Source organism: Myxococcus sp. AS-1-15 (genome assembly GCF_020037055.1).
Taxonomy (GTDB): Bacteria; Myxococcota; Myxococcia; order Myxococcales; family Myxococcaceae; genus Myxococcus; species Myxococcus fulvus.
Genome location: NZ_JAIQDF010000019.1, coordinates 186,332 through 204,449 on the forward strand (window position 1 = coordinate 186,332; position 18,118 = coordinate 204,449).

Sequence of the window (18,118 nt, forward strand, 5' to 3'; positions counted from 1 at the left end):
GGGACACCGCTGAAAAGCATCGAGGCCACCTCGGGAAGCTCGGGCTCCCCAGGGTGGCCTCGCGTGTTTCAGGCGGGCGCCCCATTCACGTGGGGCGCCTCGACTTCAGGAGCGGGCCTTCCTCTCAGACAGACGCGAAGGCCGCGTCGGTGATCTCCATCGGGGACGTGTCCTCGAGGGCGATGAGGCGCGCGGCCTGCTCCACGTTGGGCAGCACGTTGCGCGCGTAGAACAGCGCGCTGTACTTCTTGCCGTCGTAGAAGGCGCGGTCCGGGTGGTCCGCGGACAGCTCCGCCTTGGCCTTCTCCGCGATGAGCGCCGCGTCCAGGAGCAGCCAGCCCACGGCGACCTCGGACATCATGTTGAGGAAGCGGTTGGCGGACAGCGGAATCAGCGGGAACTTGCCGCCGTCCTGCGACCAGCCGAACACCGTCATCGCGCTGGACATCAGCGCCTCCTGGGCGCTCGCCAGGATCTTCACGGCCTCGCCGTACACGGCGTGCTCACGATTGGCCTCGACGAAGGCGCCCACGTCACCCATGAACTGCTGGAAGTGCGCGCCGCCGGCCTGACCCAGCTTGCGGCCCACCAGGTCCATGGCCTGGATGTGGTTGGTGCCCTCGTAGATGGAGAAGATCTTCGAGTCGCGCGTGTACTGCTCCACCGGGTAGTCCTGGATGTAGCCGGCGCCGCCGTACACCTGGATGGCCTGCGAGCACAGGCGGAAGGACTGGTCGGAGCCGTAGGACTTCACCAGCGGGGTGAGCAGCTCCACCTGGCCCTTGTGGTAGGTGGCCGCCTCGTCGTCCTTGCCCGCCAGCTGCCGCGCCTTGTCCAGGTGGTGCGCCAGCTTGATGATGAGCGCGCGGATGCCCTCCACGTGGGCCTTGATGTCCAGCAGCATGCGGCGGACGTCCGGGTGCTCGATGATGGCCGCGCGCGCCGCGGTGGGGTCCTTCCACTTGGTGAAGTGGGAGCCCTGCTTGCGGTCCTTCGCGTAGTCCACCGCGTTGTAGTAGGCGGCGCTCGCCAGCGCGACGCCCTGGATGCCCACGGCGATGCGCGCGCCGTTCATCATCTTGAACATCTGGCTCATGCCGACGTGCTCGACGGTGCCGACGAGCTCGCCCAGACAGCCGTCGTTCTCACCGAAGTTCAGCACACAGGTCGCCGAGCCGTTGATGCCCATCTTGTGCTCGATGGAGCCCACCGACACGTCGTTGGACGCACCCGAGCTGCCGTCCTTGCCGATGCGCAGCTTGGGGACGATGAACAGCGACAGGCCCTTGGTGCCGGGCGCCGCGCCGTCGATGCGCGCGAGGACCAGGTGGATGACGTTCTCCGCCATGTCGTGGTCGCCGCCGGAGATGAAGATCTTCGTCCCCTTGATGTTGTACGTGCCGTCACCGTTGCGGCGCGCGGTGGACTTGGCCGCGCCCACGTCGGAGCCGGCGTGCGGCTCGGTGAGGCACATGGTGCCGCCCCACGTGCCGTTGAGCATGCGCTCCACGAACAGGTGCTGCTGCTCCTTCGTGCCGCACTCCGCGATGACCTCGGCCGCGCCGAAGGACAGGCCCGGGTACATGTTGAAGGCCGTGTTGGCGCCCGACAGCAGCTCCTCCACCGTCACCTGCAGCATCATCGGCGCGCCCTGGCCGCCGTGCTCGGGGCTGACCGCCACCGTCTTGAAGCCCTGCTCGTAGAGCTTCTTCCACGCGTCCTTGAAGCCCGTGGGCGTGTAGACGGAGCCGTTCTCCACCCGACAGCCCTCGCGGTCTCCCACGGAGTTGAGGGGCCCGAGCACCTCGCGCGCGAAGCGGTACGTCTCCGACAGCACCGCCTTCGCCTCGTCCGGGCCCCAGGCGTCGTACGGCGCCTGACCGGCCACCTGGCCGAAGCCGAACTGCTCGAACAACGTGAAGAAGATCTCTCGGAGGTCGGTCTTGTAGGTGTTGATGCCGGCGGACATGGCCACTCCTGCGTGACGGCTCGCTGCCCACCCTCCAGGGAGGGCCTCGGGTCAGCGGCGCGAAATTGAGACACAGGAAGTGTGGCGGCGACTGATTTTTGAGTCAACCCTGAATGACACCCTGCGTTGAGGGGCAACCCGTCTGCCCCCCACCGCAGGACTGCAAAGCGCTACTTCTTGACCTTCTTGGCCGAGGGAAGCGTCGCCGTCTTGGCGGCGGGCTTCTCCCGAGGCGCCGTCTTCTTGGAGGAGGCGCCGGCCGGACGCTCGTCCGAGTCCTCGTCGTCTCCTTCGTCGTCCTCGGAGGCGCCCGTCGCCTCGCTCACCCCACCGGTGCTGCTGGGGGTGGGCACGGGGGCCGCGAGGCTCTCGCGGGGCACCTCGATGACGATGGGGCTCTGACCCGAGCGCTGACGGTTCTCGTCCTCGAGCGAATAGAAGAGCTGGATGTGCGCGCCGCCCTTCATCACCAGCTCACCGCGCTGGTTCTCCGCCCACAGGTCGATTTCGACGTAGTAGCGGCCGCCGGTGCCGTGGCGGTTGCTCACCCGGCCCTTGCAGACGACGGTGTCGCCCGGCCAGACCATCTTGTTGAAGCGCACGTTGTAGCGGCGCATCTGGCCGCCGCGGGCCCAGTCGCTGATGAGCTGGCCGAGCATGCCCATGACCAGCATGCCGGGGGCGTAGACGCTCGGCATGCCCACGCTCTTGGCGTAGAGCTCATCGACGTGGACCGGGTTGTAGTCCCCCGAGGCGCCCGCGTACCGGGACAGCTGGACGCGGTCGACGGGGGCCTTGGCCAGGGCCGGCAGCTCGTCCCCGACGCGGATGGACTCGAAGTAGAGCTTGCGCGCGGGCATCACGGGGTCTCCTTGGTGGCGCGGACCACGAGCGTCCGGCGGGCTCGGAACACCAGGTTGCCTTCCTCGTCGCGGCCTTCGTCCTCGATGACCGCGATGTCCATCTTCCCCGACGGGCCCTGGCGCTCGGAGACGTCCGCCACGCGCGTGGAGACGTAGATGCGGTCTCCGGCGAAGATGGGGCGCTCGTACTCGAAGCCCTGCTCCGCGTGGAGCAGGCTCTTGATGCCCACCCCCAAGAGTTCCCTCAGGTCCGCGGCCGAATGGAAGGACGCGGGGAAGGTGGGCGGCGCGATGATGGTGGGGTAACCGGAGGCCCGAGAGTACTCCTCGTCGTAGTAGATGGGGTTGTAGTCGCCGATGGCCTCCGCGAAGCGGCGGATGGCACCCTTCTCCACTTCGTTCAGCGTCGGCGGCGAGGCACGGCCGATCGCATTCTTGTCCAGCATTATCCCTCTCCTGACTAGCGTCCGGCCGGAAGCTCGAGCACCGTGAGGAGCCCAGCTTCGGCGGCCGTCAAGCGTGGCGCGGCATTCACCAGCGCGTTCGCGGTGGCCCGGTCGCCCGCCACTCCCCCCGGGATTTCCAGCACCAATCGAGGGTCCGCATCGATTTCGATGCGGTCCTTCGGGTCCTCTGCCCCCACGGCGATGGTCAGCTCCAGCCGCACCCGCTCCTGCCCGTCCTCCAACCCGACCACCGACTGGAACATGCCCGCCACCCGTCCCTTCTTCACCGCGAACGCTCCGCCCGAGATGTCCTCCTCGGCGAAGACGGGGGCTACCTCTTCCTCGTAGTCATCACAATCCAACCCCAGCCCCAATGCCGCGAGTGCCGCCGACTCCACCAGCCCCACGTGGCCGAGTTGCTCACCATCCACCAACTCGAAGAACTCCTCCTCGGTCAGCCCCGCGCCCACCTTGCGCTGCAGGGCCTCACGCCGGGTGCGCGCGTCCACCACCCGCGTGACGGTGGCGCGCCTGACGGGCCCACACACCTGACCGGCCGTGGCCACCAGCCGGTCCATGATGAAGCCCGGGTTGACGCCCGCGCCCAGCACCGCCACCTCGGCGCGCTGCGCGGCCTGGTCCAGCTTGTCCGCCAGCTCCGGGTGGTTGAGATAGGGGAAGGCCAGCTCCTCGCACGTGCTGACCACCGGCAGGCCCAGCTTGATGGCCTCCAGCAGCTGCTCCATCACCTGCGGCAGCCGTGAGCCCGTGGCGTGCAGCAGCACCACGCCCTTGCGCCGGCCCACCGCCTTCTCCAGAGAGTCCACCACCTTCACGCGCGGCGCGGGACCTCCCAGCACGTCACCCAAGGGGCGACCGACCAGGGAGGGATGGGTATCCACGGCCCCAATCAATTCCACTTCCGGGCTGGACAGGGATGCCTTGGCAATCTCCTGCCCGATGAATCCCAGCCCCATCACGACCACCGGCACCGGCCCTGCTGGGGCTCTAGCCATCGGAGATTGCTCCAGGATTCCAAGGGGTTAGCGCTGAAACGCAGCCTTGCCGCGCACCATAAATCACACCTTGGCGGGCAGGCAAGCATCACTTGGTTCCGCGCATCTTGCGCAATGCGAGAACCTTCAAGGATTTCCGGGGCTTGCGCGCGCAAAACCGTCGGGGGGCCCTGTTTGGGTGCGCGACAAGGCTGTATAAAGAAAGACAGGCCCAAAATCCCCCGGAGACCCTCCAACATGGACCGCATCCTCGTGGTGGATGACGACGTGCTCATCCTCGCCGCGCTCTCCCGGATCCTCCAGACGGAAGGCTATGACGTCGTCACGCACAGCGACCCCGCGCTCGCCGCGCGCGAGGTGGGCTTCTGCGTGGTGCTGACGGACTTCATGATGCCGTACCTCAACGGCATCGAGCTGTTGGGCGCCCTGAGGGAGAAGAACCCGAGGGCGGTGCGGCTGATGCTCACGGCGGCGGCGGACTTCCGCGTCGCGTCCGAGGCGGTCAACCGCGGCGAGGTGTTCCGGCTGCTCGGCAAGCCGTGGTCGCTCAGCGAGCTGACGAGCAGCGTGCGCCAGGCCGTGGAGCACTACCGGCTGGTGGAGGCCAACGAGCGGCTGACGCGCGAGGTGGCGGAGAAGAACGCGGAGCTGGTGGCCATCAACCAGGACCTGGAGCGTCGGGTGGTGGAGCGCACCACGGGCCTGTTGGACGGGCTCATCAGCGCGCTGGACTACCGCGACACGGAGACGCAGTGGCACTCGCGTCGGGTGGCGCTGTACTCGCGTCGGCTGGCGGAGGAGGTGGGGCTGGTGGGCGCCGCGCTGGACGTGGTGGAGCAGGGAGCGCTGCTGCACGACATCGGCAAGATTGGCGTGCGCGACTCCATCCTGCTCAAGCCCGGGCCGCTGACGCCGGACGAATGGGTGGAGATGCGCAAGCACCCGGAGTTCGGCTACCGGATGATGGCGAAGATGCCCTACCTGCACGAGGCGGCGCTCATCGTCCTGCAGCACCAGGAGCGCTGGGACGGCAAGGGCTATCCCCAGGGGCTGTCCCGCGAGGACATCAGCATCGGCGCGCGCATCTTCTGCATCGCCGACACGGTGGACGCCATCACCTCCGACCGGCCCTACCGCAAGGGGCGGCCCATGAGCGTGGCGCGGGATGAGATCCGCCGCTGCGCGGGCACCCAGTTCGACCCGAACCTGGCGGATGCGTTCCTGCGCATCCCGGAGACGGAGTGGCAGCGCATCCGCCACCAGGTGGAGCAGCTCGAGGAGGAGGAGAACCAGCGCTGGCGCAGCCACCCGCTCGGGGTCCCCGCACCGCTCGCCCGCGCGAGCGGCGCCTGAGCGACGGCCGTCAGGGCGACAGCGTCACCGCGGTGACCTCGCGGATGACATCGCCCTCCAGCAGCGCGTCCACCACGTCCATCCCCGAGGCCACCTCGCCGAAGGCCGTGTAGCGGCCATCCAGGTGCGGCTGGGGCGCGTGCGTGAAGAAGAACTGGCTGCCGCCCGTGTCCTTGCCGGACAGGGCCATGCCGAGCGTGCCGCGCGTGTACGGACGGCGCGTCATCTCGCAGCGGATGGAGTGCCCCGGCCCGCCCTCCCCGTCCCCGCGCGGGTCTCCGCCCTGCGCGACGAAGTCCGGCACCACGCGGTGGAAGGTGACGCCGTTGAAGTAGCCCTTGCGCGCGAGCGCGTACAGGTTGCCCGCCGTGAGGGGTGCCTCGTCCGCGTCGAGCCGCACGGTGATGTCGCCCTTATCCGTGCGCAGCACCAGCCCCGCTCCCTTGGGCGCGGGCTCCGGGCGGAAGGCGTAGGCGGGGAGCTCCACGCGCTCGGAGCGCACGGGCTGGCCGGTGAGCTTCGTCAGCGACTCGGCGGCCACGCGGCGCACGTTGGCGTGAGGCAGCGACAGCCACTGCCGGAACCGGGGCTCCGCGGACTGCCCCTGCAGGGCCACCAGCGCGCCCGCCACCGGGTCCGCGAGGTCCGGCTGGGACGGCACCCGCTCCGCCAGCGCCTCGAGCTCCGGAGGCATCGCGGGGGGCTTGAGCAGTCCCAACGTCGCGGCCGCGGCGCCGGCGACCACCAGGTCCTCGTCCTTCAGGAGCGCGCTCACCGCCGTCGCGCCGCGGAGCACGGGGCGCGCGGCCAGGACCTCCATCGCGGTGAGCCGCACGCGCGCGGCCGGGTGGCGCAGGTAGCCCACCGCGAAGTCCGCGGGCGTCTTCTTCGAGAAGAGCGCCACCTCGCGCAGGCCCAGCGCCAGCCGGCGCTCCTCGGGCACCTTGTCGAAGCCGCACGTGCGCACGTCCGCCACCACGCCGCGCTGCCGGTCCAACGCCGCCGCCAGCCGACAGTCGAGCCAGCCCAGGTCCGCGCGCGCGAGGTCCGACGCCGCGCCCCGCTCCGCGTCCGCCAGCGCCAGCCGCAGCGCCACCAGCACCGGCGCGCCGAAGTCCGGCAGGCCCTGCTGCGCCAGCGCCAGCAACGGGTGACCATCCGCCGAGCGCGCCAGCGTCTCCACCCGGGGCGTCGCGCTCGTGGGCACGGGCGTCTCCATGCCGCGCGCCACACGCTTCGCCCGAGGCGCAAGACCCTCCAGCACGTCCAGCGGCACGCAGGGCCCGCCACATATCGCCGCGAGCTTCGCCAGCGAGCGCGCCGCCTCCGCCGCCACGCGCGGCACCGAGTCATCCAGCAGCCGCCCCAGCACCACCGCGTCCTCCGGACCGCCCACGTCGCCGAAGGCCTTCGCGCACAGGCCGCGCACGTCCGCGTCCTCGTCCGAAAGGCAGCGGCGCAGCGTCGGCAGCTCCTCGGCGCGCTTCGCCGTGGCGAGCAGATACGCCGCGCCGTAGCGCGACTCCACCGGCACCCCGGCCGCGAGCAACGCCCGCGCGGGCGCCAGCGGGACGTCCTTCACCACCGCCGCGCCGCCACGCCGCGCCGCCACGCCGAGCACCAGCGCGGCCTTGCCCGCCGTCGCGACCTCCTTTGCCTGCAGGCGCTCCACCAGCCGCGCCAGCGCGTCCGGCGTCGCGAGCCGTCCGAGGGAGTCGAGCTGCGCGTCACGCGCGTCCACGTCCCGCTCCACCGCCTCGGCCTCGAGCAGCGGCGCCACCAGCCGCGCGCGCTCGGCGTCCGTCGGGGTCTCCCACGCCAGCGCCAGTTCCCCCACCGCGAAGGCGGCCTCACCGCGCACGCGGGGCTCCGGGTCCTTCAGCCCCCGAGCCACCACGTCCAGCGTGGCCAGGTCCTGGATGCGCGCCAGCGCGCGATAGGCCCGCGCCCGGATTCGCGCGTCCGGCGCGTCGTGGGCCAGCGCCGCGAGCTGCCCGTCGCCGAGCGAGCGGCGGTCCTCCCAGTCCAGGATGCGCGCCATCACCTCCGGGTCCGGGGGCGCCTCGTCGGAGCCGCGGACACCGCGGTGACACCCGGAGAGCAGGACGACGAGGGCCAGGCAGACGTGGGGAAGTCGGACGGGGCTCAAGCGGCGCATGGGCTGGGGCCTAGGCCAATTCCCCGCGAAAATCCAGGGGTTAGGCCGCGTGCCGTTTGACACGTCCGCCCCGGCCCCGGAAGATGCGCCTTCGCATCTCTCAGCAGGAGCGCCGGTCCTGAACTGCCCTGGCTGCGGCTCGAAGGTAGCCGCCAACTCATCCATCTGTCCCGTCTGCGATTACATCATCGACGGCTCGTTCCTCTCCGCCGAGCCCCCCGCGGACAACGATGAGGACACGGGCGTCGGAGAAGCCCCCCGTCCACCTCCCGCCCGGAAGCCCGCCCCCGCGCGCCCCCGCCCCGCGAAGTCCGGCGCCCGGCCCGCTCCCACCGCCGCGGCGGGTGGGGACGCCACCAACGTGCGCAGCGTGGACGACATCGCCCGGAGCGCCTCGCAGCGCGCCAGCCGTCCCGCGCCCGCGCGCAGTGGCGGCACCGCCCCGCGTCGTGCCCCGGCGCCCGCGCCCGCCCCCGCCGCCACCGGGCCCGACCCGTGGGCCCGAGGCGCGCGCGACGAGGACGAGGAGAACAACAGCGCCATCGCCGACCCGGACGAGCTCATCCAGGACGCGAAGGACCTGCTGGGCGCGATGAGCGCCGGCGACAAGATTGCCTTCTACAGCGCGGGGCTCGTGGTCCTGTCGTGCTTCGTGCCGTGGAAGGAGACGGCGGCGGACGGTGACGCGCTGGGCTTGATGAGCCTGGGCTTCGGCGCCTTCCTGCTCGCGCTGCTGACGATGGGCGCCATCGGCGTGCGCGTGCGCGCCACCTTCCCCAAGCTCAACCCCGTGGTGCCGTGGATGGCGCAGCTGTTGACCACGTTCCTGTGCCTCATCTGGTGCATCGTGTTCATCAAGGTGTCCTCGGACACGGCGCTGGTGCCCAGCCCCGTGGGCAACTCGGAGATGATGAACTCGTCGCCCAGCTTCGGCGTCTTCATCGGCATCCTGGGCTCGGTGGGCGCGCTCATCGGCGCGTTCCTGGGACTCAAGGGCCGTCAGGACTGACGCCCCTTCCCGCCCGCGCGGCCCGGACGCCACGAAAGTGGTGCCGCGCCGCGCGCGGCCGTTCTACCGTCCAGCGCACCATGTCCGACGCCACGCCCCTGTCCCGCCTCACCGCCGCGCTCGGCGGCACCGTCTTCGGTCAGCCCCGCGTGCTCGCGGACCTGGTGACGGCCTTCCTGGCGCGAGGACACGTGCTGCTGGAGGGCGTGCCCGGCGTGGCCAAGACGCTCACCGCGCGCAGCATGGCGGGCGCGCTGGGGCTGCTCTTCACGCGCATCCAGTTCACCCCGGACCTGATGCCCGCGGACATCCTGGGCACCAACGTCTTCCAGCCGCAGGACAACGCCTTCCGGCTGGTGAAGGGCCCCATCTTCACGGAGGTCCTGGTGGCGGACGAAATCAACCGCACGCCGCCCAAGGCCCAGGCCGCGCTCCTGGAGGCCATGGAGGAGCGCCAGGTCACCATCGACGGCGTCACCCACGCGCTGCCGCCGCACTTCTTCGTCGTCGCCACGCAGAACCCGCTGGAGCTCGAGGGCACCTATCCCCTGCCCGAGGCGCAGCTGGACCGCTTCCTCATGCGCGTGCGCGTGGGCTACCCGGACTCGGACGCGGAGACGACCATGCTGCGCGCCTTCCACCAGCGCGAGGGCCGCGTGCCCTCCGTCGAGCGCGTGCTGGACGCCCCCACCCTGCTGGAGCTGCAGGCCCGCGCGGCCCGCGTCACCTGCGACGACTCCATCCTCCAGTACGTGGTCGCCGTGGTGCGCGACACGCGCGCCAACCCCCGCGTGCGACTGGGCGCGAGCCCCCGCGCGGCGCAGGCGCTGCTCGCCGCGGCCAAGGCCCGCGCGGCGCTGATGGGCAACGACTTCGTCACCCCCGATGACGTCAAGGGCGTGGCCGGCAGCGTCCTCAACCACCGCCTGCTGCTCAAGGCCGAGGCCGAGGTGGAGGGGCTCACCTCCGACGACGTGCTGAAGCAGACGCTCGAGCGGGTCCGGGTCCCCCGGTGAGCCTGGGCCGCCCGGTCCCCACGGGCCTCGCCGTGGCACTGCTCGCCGTGGCGCTCGTCCCCGCCGCCCTCTCGGTGGCGAGCCCCACCTTCGGGTGGTTCGCGCTGGCCGTGGACGTGGCGGTGCTCGCGCTGTGCGCCGTGGACTTCCTGCGCGCGCCTCGCGAGGGCGACGTCACCGTCACACGCGTCGTCGAGCCCATCCTCTCCTCCGGCACGCGCAACCCCGTGCACCTGGCCCTCGAGCGCCATGACACGGGCACCTCGCCCCTGCGCGTGGAGGTGCGCGACGAGCCGCCCCTGGTCGTCGCGAGCCACCACCACCGACAGTCCGTCGTGCTGCCGCCCCGAGGCGCCCCCAGCGAGCCCGCCCCGAGGATGACGTACTTCGTCACCCCACCGTCTCGCGGAGACGCACGCTTCGGCGACGTGCACCTGCGACTGCCCGGCCCGCTCGGCCTGTGCGCGCGGCAGGTGCGCGTGAAGGCGGAGCAGGCGGTGAAGATCTATCCGGACCTCACCGCGCTCTCGCGCGAGGCGCTGAGCCTGGCGCGCGCCTCGGACGCTCCCTCCGAGCGCACCCTGCGCCGCCGCGCCGCGGAGGGTCGCGAGTTCGAGTCGCTGCGCGAGTACCGCCCCGGCGACGACTACCGGCACATCGACTGGAAGGCCTCCGCCCGTCACGCCAACACCCTGGTGCGCACGTGGCAGCCCGAGCGCCACCAGCCCATGTTGCTGCTGCTGGACTGCGGCCGTCACATGGCCGGCAAGGTGCGCGGCCGGCGCAAGCTGGACCACGCGGTGGACGCGGCGCTGCGGCTGGCGCGCGTGGGCCTGGACGCCGGAGACGTGGTGGGGGTCATGTCCTTCGCCAGCGACGTGCTCACGTACCTGCCTCCTCGCAAGGGCCACGAGCACCTGCGCCTCATCACCGAGTCGCTCTACCGCGCCGAGGCCGCGCTCGAGGAGAGCGACTACGGCCGGGCCTACGACTTCGCCTTCGCCCGCCAGACGCGCCGCACGCTCGTGGTGCTCTTCACGGACCTGGTGGACCCGGACGCCTCCGCGGGCCTGCTCACCCGCACGCTCGCCTTGCGTCCTCGGCACCTGCCCGTGGTGGCCTCGCTGCTGGACGAGGACGTGCGCGACGCGGCCACCCGCGTGCCCGACGCGGCCCAGGACGCCTACGCGCGACAGGCCGCCACGCGGCTGGAAGCCGAGTTCCGCCGCACCGCCACCACGCTGCGCGACGCGGGGGCGTTGGTGGTGCGCGCGCCGGCCCAGGGCTTCGGCGCCGCCGCGCTCAACGTGTACCTGGACGTCAAGTCGCGAGGGCTGTTGTAGGCGTCTCGAATATGTCCAGCGGAAAGTTCGTGTGACGTGCACATACGGTGCGCGCGCGCGTCGCTCGCGAAGAAGCATGCCAATCGCGCGGAGGCCGATTTTTCGGCCTCGGACACGACCCCCTTTACATGAGGGCCTTCGTCAACAAAATGGCGCGTCTCTCTCGCCCGCCGCATCGGCGGGCCCCCTGAAACAGCACGGATGGAGACGGTCTTGGCGGAGGTCGCGAGGGGATTGAGGTTGGAAGTCGAGGCGGATGCGGCGGCCATCGCCGCCCGGGCGGAGCCCACCGAGCCGGTCCAGTCGCTGACGCACTTCCACGAGCGCCTGCTGGCCGAGGAGCTGCTGGCGCGCAGTGGCGACACGCAGCAGCGCCTGGCGGGCGCGTTGTCGGAAGCGAAGGTGGACCTCAACCCGCATCAGGTCGAGGGCGCCATGTTCGCGCTCGACTCGCTGTCGCGCGGCGGCTGCATGCTGGGCGACGAGGTGGGCCTGGGGAAGACGATTGAAGCGGGGCTCGTCATCGCCCAGCTGATGGCCGAGGGGAAGACGCGCATCCTCATCCTCGCGCCGGCCACGCTGCGCGCACAGTGGAACAGCGAGCTGCGCGAGAAGTTCGACCTGGACAGCGTGCTCGTGGACGGCCGCACCGTGCGAGCCACCGGCAACTGCTTCGACCAGCCCTTCCCCGTCATCTGCTCGCACCCGTTCGCGGCCAACAAGGCGCACCTGACGTCGGAAATCCCGTGGGACCTCATCGTCATCGACGAGGCCCACCGCCTGCGCAACGCCCACCGCGCCAACAACAAGATGGGCCAGGCGCTCAAGGCGTCCCTGGCGGGCAAGCCCAAGCTGCTGCTCACCGCCACCCCGCTCCAGAACGACCTGATGGAGCTGTTCGGGCTGATGTCGCTGCTCGACGAGCAGATCCTCGGCCCCGAGCACGCCTTCCGCAGCCGCTACCGCGTGGACGAGGGCGGCGGCATGTCCGAGGCCGCCGCGTGCGAGCTCAAGGAGCGGCTGGCCCCCGTGGTGCAACGCACCCTGCGCCGGCAGGTGCGCGAGTACGTCCGGTACACCAACCGCCGCTCCATCGTGGAGGACTTCACGCCCTCGCCCGAGGAGCACGACCTCTACGAGAAGGTCAGCGAGTACCTGCAGCGCTCGGAGGCCGCGGCGATTGAACCCGGCAAGAAGACGCTCCTGACGCTGTGCTACCGCAAGCTGCTGGCGTCCTCCACGTACGCCATCGCGCCCACGTTGCGGCGGCTGTCGGACAACCTGGAGAAGCGCCTGCAGGCGGCGAAGCTGGGGCAGCAGGCCCTGGCGATGTTCGAGCCGGAGGAGGCCAAGCAGTACGTCGAGGAGGGCGAGGAGTGGTCGGATGATCCGGCCAAGGCGCCCAACATCCGCGTGCTGGAGCAGGAGGTCTGGGAGCTGCGGCAGTACGCGGACCTGGCGGACTCCATCAAGGTCAACGCCAAGGGCGAGGCCCTCAAGCGCGGCCTGGACCGCACCTTCGGGGTGATGCGCGCGCACGGCTGGCCGGAGAAGGCGCTCATCTTCACCGAGTCCAAGCGCACGCAGCAGTACCTGTTCAACCTGCTGTCGGACAACGGCTACCGGGGCAAGATTTCGCTCCTGTCCGGGGACATGGCCGGCACGCCCGAGGAGCGGCGCGCGCTGGTCGACGAGTTCCGCAACAAGACGCAGATCCTCATCTGCACCGAGGCCGGCGCCGAGGGCCTGAACCTCCAGTTCTGCAACCTGGTGGTGAACTACGACCTGCCCTGGAACCCGCAGCGGGTGGAGCAGCGCATCGGCCGCTGCCACCGGTACGGGCAGCAGCGGGACGTGCTGGTCATCAACTTCCTCAACCGCGCGAACGCGGCGGACGCGCGCCTGTTCGAGCTGTTGGAGAAGAAGCTCAACCTCTTCGACGGCGTCTTCGGCGCCTCCGACGAAATCCTGGGCGCGCTGGAGAGCGGCGTCGACTTCGAGCGCCGCATCCTCGACATCTACCAGGGCTGCCGGAAGGTGGAGGACATCAACGCCGCCTTCGACAAGCTGCGCGCGGAGATGGAGTCGCGCATCAGCAAGCGCATGACGGAGATGCGCTCGGTGGTGCTGGAGCGCTTCGACGGTGACGTGCGCCGCCGCCTGCGCGGCCAGGGCGAGCAGACCAAGGAGGCCCTCGCCAAGCGGCAGCAGGAGGCGCGCGCGCTCACCAGCTCCGTGCTGGGCAGCCGCACCTCCGGCCGGCTGGAGATCGCCAAGGCCGCCTACGCCGTCAAGGAGCGCAAGCAGGACGCGGTCAGCTACCTGCAGCTCGACGCCTCGGGGCTCCCGTCGCGACTGGCGCGGCTGGCCGGCAGCGAGGGCTGGTGGTTCGTCTACAAGTTCGAGACGACGGGCCTCAAGCCCGAGGAGAAGCTGGTCCACCTGGTGCTGGTGAAGGACCGCGAGGGCAACTTCCGCGCCCTGCCCCTCCAGGACGGCGCGCACTTCGTGAAGCTGTCCGCCAAGGACGAGAAGCGCCGCCAGCCCGCGCCGGTGTCCGTGCAGCTGATGCAGGAGCAGGCGCTGGTGGCCGCGAAGGACGAAATCGTCCGCGCCGCCGAGCGCCGCAACGCGCTGGAGCTGGACAAGGCCAAGGAGCGCGCGGACCGCTACGTCGAGGACTGCCTCATGGAGTCCCGCGAGGGCGTGGAGGCGGCGCGCCAGCAGTGGATCGACGCGCGCAAGCAGGTCACCACGGTGGAGGACGTCGCGGAGCGCGCCAAGGCCCGGGCGAACTCGGACCGGATGGAGCGCGAGTACCGCCGCAAGCTGTCCTCGCTGCGCAACGAGGAGGAGAAGCGCTACGCCTCCAAGGACCGTCAGCTCGCCGAGCTCGCCCAGAAGGCGAAGGTGACGGAGAAGCGCGCGCTCATCGCCTCCGCCTACTTCTGGCTGTCCTGAGCCTCCAGCGGCTTGAGCCGCACCCAGGTCGCGCCCCAGCCTCCGTCGAACTCGGAGGCGGGGCGGAACGACTCCACCTCCTCCAGCTTCGGCAGCAGTGAATGCACCGTGCGACGCAGCGCGCCGGTGCCCTTGCCGTGGATGATGCGCACATCGAGCAGGCCCTTCTGGCGGCAGGCCCAGAGGTACTCGATGACGAGGGGCTTCACCTCGCGAGGCTGAAAGAAATGCAGGTCGAGGGTGCCGTCGATGGGCAGCTCGACGACCTCGTCATCAGGGGGCGGGGGTTCCGGCCCCTCCGGCGGGAGCGAGGGCTCGTTTGCTGGCAGCGGGGGCAGGCGACGCGGGCTCATTCGTCCACTCTCCTGACTCGCGCTTCTTCTGCTCGGCTTCCAGCCGGCGTCGCTCCCGAGCGGCGCGGAACTGCTCCGACACGGACGTCAGCTCGTTCTTCAGGGCCGACAGGTGCCTGGAGACGTCCTCGTCCTCGGCCACGCTGCGGTGTGCGTCCGCGCGCTTCTCCCGCGCGCCAGCGCCACCGGCTGTCGTCATCTGGACCATCAGTGCCGCGAGCAGGACGGACTTCATGCCTGATGAGGTAAGCAAGAGTCGTGCTCGGTGGCAAGCCCCCGTTCATGAGGCGACGCTTCGCTGGTCCCCCTCCTTGGTCGTACCTGTGACGATGCGCTCCGCCAGTTTGATGGCGGACAGTGGCGCGCTTCCCTCGGCCTTGTTGTTGATGGTGACGAAGACGGGGCGCTCACGACGCAGGGCCGCCAGACACGCGCGCGCCAGCAAGTCGCGCGTGGGCACGTCCTCGTCCACCAGCCGGTTGAAGGGCGCGTAGCGGGCGCGAGCCTCCTCGTAGCCGAGGTTCGGCGGCAGCATCCACCGCACCACCAGCGCGCGGGCGTCGAGCGCGCGGGTGCGCCTGGCCTGGATGCCCATGGAGGGCATGTGAGCCCACACCGCGAGCACGGGACAGGCGCCCACGTCCGCCAGGGCCTGCGCGAAGCCCTCCGTCAGCAGCTCCTCGTTGCGGACCTCCACCGCGTAGAGGGGCCCTTTGGGCAGCGCGGAGAGGAACGCGTGGAGGCGCTCCACGAAGCGCGCGGTGCCGCCGAGCCCCTGCGGGTCCTGCGGCGGGAACTGGAAGACGAGCGGGCCGCCCTTGTCGCCCAGGCCCTCGACGAAGGGGCGCACCACGTGCTCCTCGGCGTAGGCGGCGTGGAGGAAGCGCTCGTTGAGCTGGCCTCGGTGCGCGCCGTAGCGCTCGTGCACGGGGAAGCGGGCCAGGGTGCAGACCTCGTGCGCCTTCACGAGGAAGCGGAAGTCGGCGGGCACCTGCTCGGCGTACTCGGCGAAGGCCTCGGCGGAGATGGGGCCGTAGAAGGTCCGGTCGATGCCGACGGTGCGCAGCACGGGGTGACGCGCGTACGCGGACAGGCCCTCGCGCGCGAGCTGCGACGCGGAGGCCTCGTGGTCGTAGACGAGGCCGGACCAGCCGGGGAACGTCCACGACGAGGTGCCCAGGAAGACGCCAGTGGGGAGCTGCTGACCGAGGGACGCGAGCGAGTCCTGTACCGGCGCGGGCTCCACCGGCTGGCTCCGACTCCGGGCACGCGCGGGTGCCTCGGCGGGCGCGCCGGTGAAGAGGTCGAGCTGGGAAGGTCCACGCTGAGGGGCCATCGGCGTCTCCTACGTCCTGCGTCCCGTGGACCCGCGACGGCGGGCCGCACGTCCAGCGCACATAACGCCGGACTCCACGGGATTCAGGAGGTTGCCTCAGAACCTAGGGACTCCCCAAGGGGGATGTCCGTCCTACAGGCAGCCGAGCTCCATGGCCCGGAGCACCGCGCGCGTCCTGTCGCGGACGCCGAGCTTCGACAGGATGCTGGAGGTCTGGTTCTTGACGGTCCCCTCCGCCGTCCCGAGCGCCTGGGCAATCTCGCGGTTGCTCAGTCCCCGGGCGATGAGGCGGAGCACCTCGACCTCGCGGCGCGTGAGGCCCTCGGGCAGCTCCGCGTGCGGGAAGTCGCGGCCCAGGTCCACGAGTCCACGCGCGACACGCTCGGCGACTCCGGGCGGCAGCAGCGTCTCGCCAGCATGGACGCGGCGGATGGCGTCCGCGAGCTCCTCCAGCGAGACGTCCTTGAGCAGGAAGCCCTGCACGCCCGCGCGCAACGCCTCGACGATGGCGGCGTCCTCGTCGAAGGTGGTGAGCAGCACCACGCGCCGGTTCACCGGCTCCTGGCGCAGGCGCCTGAGCGCCTCCAGGCCCGTCATGCGCGGCATGCGCACGTCCATCAGCACGACGTCCGGGTTCAGCTCGGCCACCTTGGCCAGCGCATCCTCACCGTCCACCGCCTCGCCCACGACACGGAGGTCTGGGGTCAGGTCCAGCAGGCTGCGCAGCCCCTGGCGCACCAGCGCGTGGTCATCCACCAGGACGAGACGAATCATCCGCGGGCCCTCGAGTCACAGGATGCCATTGGCTGCACGCGCTCTCGGATGAAGGGATGTATGAGCGTTCGGGCTCGCGCGTCGCAGGCAGCCCTGGCTTCAGCTGCATTCTCCGCCCGGCCTCCGCGCGACGCTGTCACGCGTGCCATCTGCTGTGCGCGACTCAAAATGAAGCGACGCAAGAGCGCTCCGCCTCGCGCACCGGAGCCATCCAGGGATTCAGCAGTCATCCTCCGCATGCCCCTGTCACGACTCTTCATCGGATACGCGCGACTCACTGTCGAGCGAATCACGAGAGCTCCGTGCCGCGCGCCGCGGGCAACCATGCGTTCAGCTCCCATCCCTGCCCTTCCTCCGCGCGCCACTCCACGTGCCCGCCCAGTCGACTGAAGCGCTCGCGCATCCCCGTGAGCCCCGCGCCCGGAGTCGGAGCACGAGCGCCGTGCCCATCATCCCGCGTGGAGACGCGGACCCCGCCGTCCTCCTCGGGCGCGATGCGCACCCAGAGCTGCGTCGCTCGCGCATGGCGCAGCGTGTTCGTGAGGACCTCCTGCACGCAGCGGATGAGCGAGTGGGTCGCCTCCGGCGAATCGAGCGCCAGAGTCTCCGGCACATCCAGATGCACGGTGAGCCCTGGAGTGCTTCGCGCGAGCTCGCGAAGCGTGGCGAGCAACGGCTCGGGTGACTCCCTCAACGCGGACACCGACTGCCGGACCTCCGAGAGCAGCGTGCGCGAGGCCTCGCGGGCACGACGCAGATGCTCGACCGCGGCCGGGTCCTTCACCGTGTGCACGGCGGCCTCCAGGTTCAGCGACAGCGCGGTGAGGTGATGTCCCAAGGAGTCGTGGAGCTCCCGCGCGATGCGCAGTCGCTCCCCTTCCCGCTCCCGCGCGGCGAGCAGCACCTGCGTGGCCTGGAGCTCCACGTTGAGCCGGGCGAGCTCGGCGCGGGCCTTGGCTTCACGGACCATGACGACGGCCGAGCCCAGCGTGAAGCCCTGGAAGCCGACGAAGATGAGCGTCTGGAGCAGCGCGCGCTCCAGCGGGTAGATGACGAGGAAGACGCCCAGCATCGCCACCGACTGCGCGAGGACCCAGACCATCGCGCGACGCTGGGACATCATCTCGGGAGCCTGTCCCGCGATGATGGCGAGCAGCGCGCCCTCCACGCCCGTGCCTCCCGTGGCGATGACGACGAGCGCCGCCACGGTCTGCACGGCCATCAGCACCGGACCGCCCTGCCCCCGTGAACGAGCACTTCGCCAGTACCCCACGCCGAACGCGAGGAACCCGAGGAACCACGCCAGCACGCGCGGCGAGGCGAGCACCGAGGGGCGCCGGACAATCTCCTCCAGGTAGGAGGAGCCGACCACGGCCCACGTCAGCAGCCCGGCCACGAGCAACAACCGGTGGACCGATGCCGACTTGCGCGTGTGGTGCCTCGAAGCCATGGAGGGGCAGCATAGGACCTCCCCTTCAAGGTGGACATGTGCCGGAAGTCACAGGGCGCCCGTGTGACTTC

14 protein-coding genes are annotated in these 18,118 nt (G+C 70.7%); 5 read left to right on the top strand and 9 right to left on the bottom strand.

Features of this window, described 5'->3' with window-relative positions; genetic code table 11:
* Positions 1 to 124: 124 nt before the first annotated feature.
* The 4 genes from K8625_RS37525 to K8625_RS37540 form a co-directional block, all read right to left on the bottom strand.
* Positions 125 to 1,969, bottom strand: coding sequence for an acyl-CoA dehydrogenase (locus tag K8625_RS37525; RefSeq protein WP_223785403.1), 1,845 nt, complete (start codon positions 1,967 to 1,969; stop codon positions 125 to 127).
* A 170-nt stretch (positions 1,970 to 2,139) separates the two neighbouring features.
* Positions 2,140 to 2,829 (bottom strand): MaoC family dehydratase, encoded by a 690-nt coding sequence (locus tag K8625_RS37530; RefSeq protein WP_223751689.1) that lies wholly within the window; start codon positions 2,827 to 2,829, stop codon positions 2,140 to 2,142.
* Complete coding sequence (locus K8625_RS37535) at positions 2,829 to 3,278, bottom strand: MaoC family dehydratase N-terminal domain-containing protein (protein ID WP_046714763.1); 450 nt, start codon at positions 3,276 to 3,278, stop codon at positions 2,829 to 2,831. The genes K8625_RS37530 and K8625_RS37535 overlap by 1 nt, the downstream gene beginning before the upstream one ends.
* A 14-nt stretch (positions 3,279 to 3,292) precedes the next feature.
* Entirely contained in the window at positions 3,293 to 4,294 is a 1,002-nt protein-coding gene (locus K8625_RS37540) for a dihydrodipicolinate reductase (RefSeq protein ID WP_223751690.1), read from the bottom strand.
* Between the two features lie 237 nt (positions 4,295 to 4,531).
* Here K8625_RS37540 and K8625_RS37545 point away from each other — a divergent pair, with 237 nt between their 5' ends.
* The gene (locus K8625_RS37545) at positions 4,532 to 5,647 is read left to right on the top strand and encodes an HD domain-containing phosphohydrolase (protein WP_223751691.1); all 1,116 of its coding nucleotides are present in this window, start codon (positions 4,532 to 4,534) and stop codon (positions 5,645 to 5,647) included.
* Between the two features lie 10 nt (positions 5,648 to 5,657).
* Here K8625_RS37545 and K8625_RS37550 read toward each other — a convergent pair whose 3' ends face one another.
* Positions 5,658 to 7,805, bottom strand: coding sequence for a peptidylprolyl isomerase (locus tag K8625_RS37550; RefSeq protein ID WP_223785404.1), 2,148 nt, complete (start codon positions 7,803 to 7,805; stop codon positions 5,658 to 5,660).
* A 49-nt stretch (positions 7,806 to 7,854) separates the two neighbouring features.
* Here K8625_RS37550 and K8625_RS44000 point away from each other — a divergent pair, with 49 nt between their 5' ends.
* The 4 genes from K8625_RS44000 to K8625_RS37575 all read left to right on the top strand — a co-directional run bounded on the left by K8625_RS44000 (position 7,855) and on the right by K8625_RS37575 (position 14,134).
* Positions 7,855 to 8,814 (top strand): hypothetical protein, encoded by a 960-nt coding sequence (locus K8625_RS44000; RefSeq protein ID WP_370640440.1) that lies wholly within the window; start codon positions 7,855 to 7,857, stop codon positions 8,812 to 8,814.
* An 80-nt stretch (positions 8,815 to 8,894) separates the two neighbouring features.
* On the top strand, positions 8,895 to 9,830 hold the full coding sequence (locus K8625_RS37565; protein WP_223751694.1) for a MoxR family ATPase: 936 nt from the start codon (positions 8,895 to 8,897) through the stop codon (positions 9,828 to 9,830).
* On the top strand, positions 9,827 to 11,173 hold the full coding sequence (locus K8625_RS37570; RefSeq protein ID WP_223785405.1) for a DUF58 domain-containing protein: 1,347 nt from the start codon (positions 9,827 to 9,829) through the stop codon (positions 11,171 to 11,173). Before K8625_RS37565 ends, K8625_RS37570 begins: the two co-directional genes overlap by 4 nt.
* Before the next feature lie 201 nt (positions 11,174 to 11,374).
* A complete protein-coding gene (locus K8625_RS37575) occupies positions 11,375 to 14,134 on the top strand; it encodes an SNF2-related protein (protein ID WP_141332169.1) in 2,760 nt (919 codons plus the stop codon).
* On the opposite strand, the gene K8625_RS37580 is transcribed toward K8625_RS37575, so the two are convergent.
* From K8625_RS37580 to K8625_RS37595, 4 genes are all read right to left on the bottom strand, one after another.
* Entirely contained in the window at positions 14,116 to 14,487 is a 372-nt protein-coding gene (locus tag K8625_RS37580; protein WP_223785406.1) for a Smr/MutS family protein, read from the bottom strand. The genes K8625_RS37575 and K8625_RS37580 overlap by 19 nt on opposite strands.
* A gap of 280 nt (positions 14,488 to 14,767) precedes the next feature.
* Complete coding sequence (locus tag K8625_RS37585) at positions 14,768 to 15,823, bottom strand: DUF72 domain-containing protein (RefSeq protein WP_223751697.1); 1,056 nt, start codon at positions 15,821 to 15,823, stop codon at positions 14,768 to 14,770.
* Positions 15,824 to 15,955: 132 nt separating this feature from the next.
* Positions 15,956 to 16,597, bottom strand: a complete 642-nt coding sequence (locus K8625_RS37590; protein ID WP_074955558.1) for a response regulator transcription factor — start codon at positions 16,595 to 16,597, stop codon at positions 15,956 to 15,958.
* A gap of 289 nt (positions 16,598 to 16,886) precedes the next feature.
* Complete coding sequence (locus tag K8625_RS37595; protein WP_223785407.1) at positions 16,887 to 18,047, bottom strand: sensor histidine kinase; 1,161 nt, start codon at positions 18,045 to 18,047, stop codon at positions 16,887 to 16,889.
* Between the last annotated feature and the right edge of the window lie 71 nt (positions 18,048 to 18,118).

Bases quoted from the DNA above. Each gene is read 5' to 3' on its own strand.
- K8625_RS37525 (WP_223785403.1), bottom strand. From the start codon at position 1,969: ATGTCCGCCGGCATCAACACCTACAAGACCGACCTCCGAGAGATCTTC.
- K8625_RS37530 (WP_223751689.1), bottom strand. From the start codon at position 2,829: ATGCCCGCGCGCAAGCTCTACTTCGAGTCCATCCGCGTCGGGGACGAG.
- K8625_RS37535 (WP_046714763.1), bottom strand. From the start codon at position 3,278: ATGCTGGACAAGAATGCGATCGGCCGTGCCTCGCCGCCGACGCTGAAC.
- K8625_RS37540 (WP_223751690.1), bottom strand. From the start codon at position 4,294: ATGGCTAGAGCCCCAGCAGGGCCGGTGCCGGTGGTCGTGATGGGGCTG.
- K8625_RS37545 (WP_223751691.1), top strand. From the start codon at position 4,532: ATGGACCGCATCCTCGTGGTGGATGACGACGTGCTCATCCTCGCCGCG.
- K8625_RS37550 (WP_223785404.1), bottom strand. From the start codon at position 7,805: ATGCGCCGCTTGAGCCCCGTCCGACTTCCCCACGTCTGCCTGGCCCTC.
- K8625_RS37565 (WP_223751694.1), top strand. From the start codon at position 8,895: ATGTCCGACGCCACGCCCCTGTCCCGCCTCACCGCCGCGCTCGGCGGC.
- K8625_RS37575 (WP_141332169.1), top strand. From the start codon at position 11,375: ATGGAGACGGTCTTGGCGGAGGTCGCGAGGGGATTGAGGTTGGAAGTC.
- K8625_RS37580 (WP_223785406.1), bottom strand. From the start codon at position 14,487: ATGAGCCCGCGTCGCCTGCCCCCGCTGCCAGCAAACGAGCCCTCGCTC.
- K8625_RS37585 (WP_223751697.1), bottom strand. From the start codon at position 15,823: ATGGCCCCTCAGCGTGGACCTTCCCAGCTCGACCTCTTCACCGGCGCG.
- K8625_RS37590 (WP_074955558.1), bottom strand. From the start codon at position 16,597: ATGATTCGTCTCGTCCTGGTGGATGACCACGCGCTGGTGCGCCAGGGG.
- K8625_RS37595 (WP_223785407.1), bottom strand. From the start codon at position 18,047: ATGGCTTCGAGGCACCACACGCGCAAGTCGGCATCGGTCCACCGGTTG.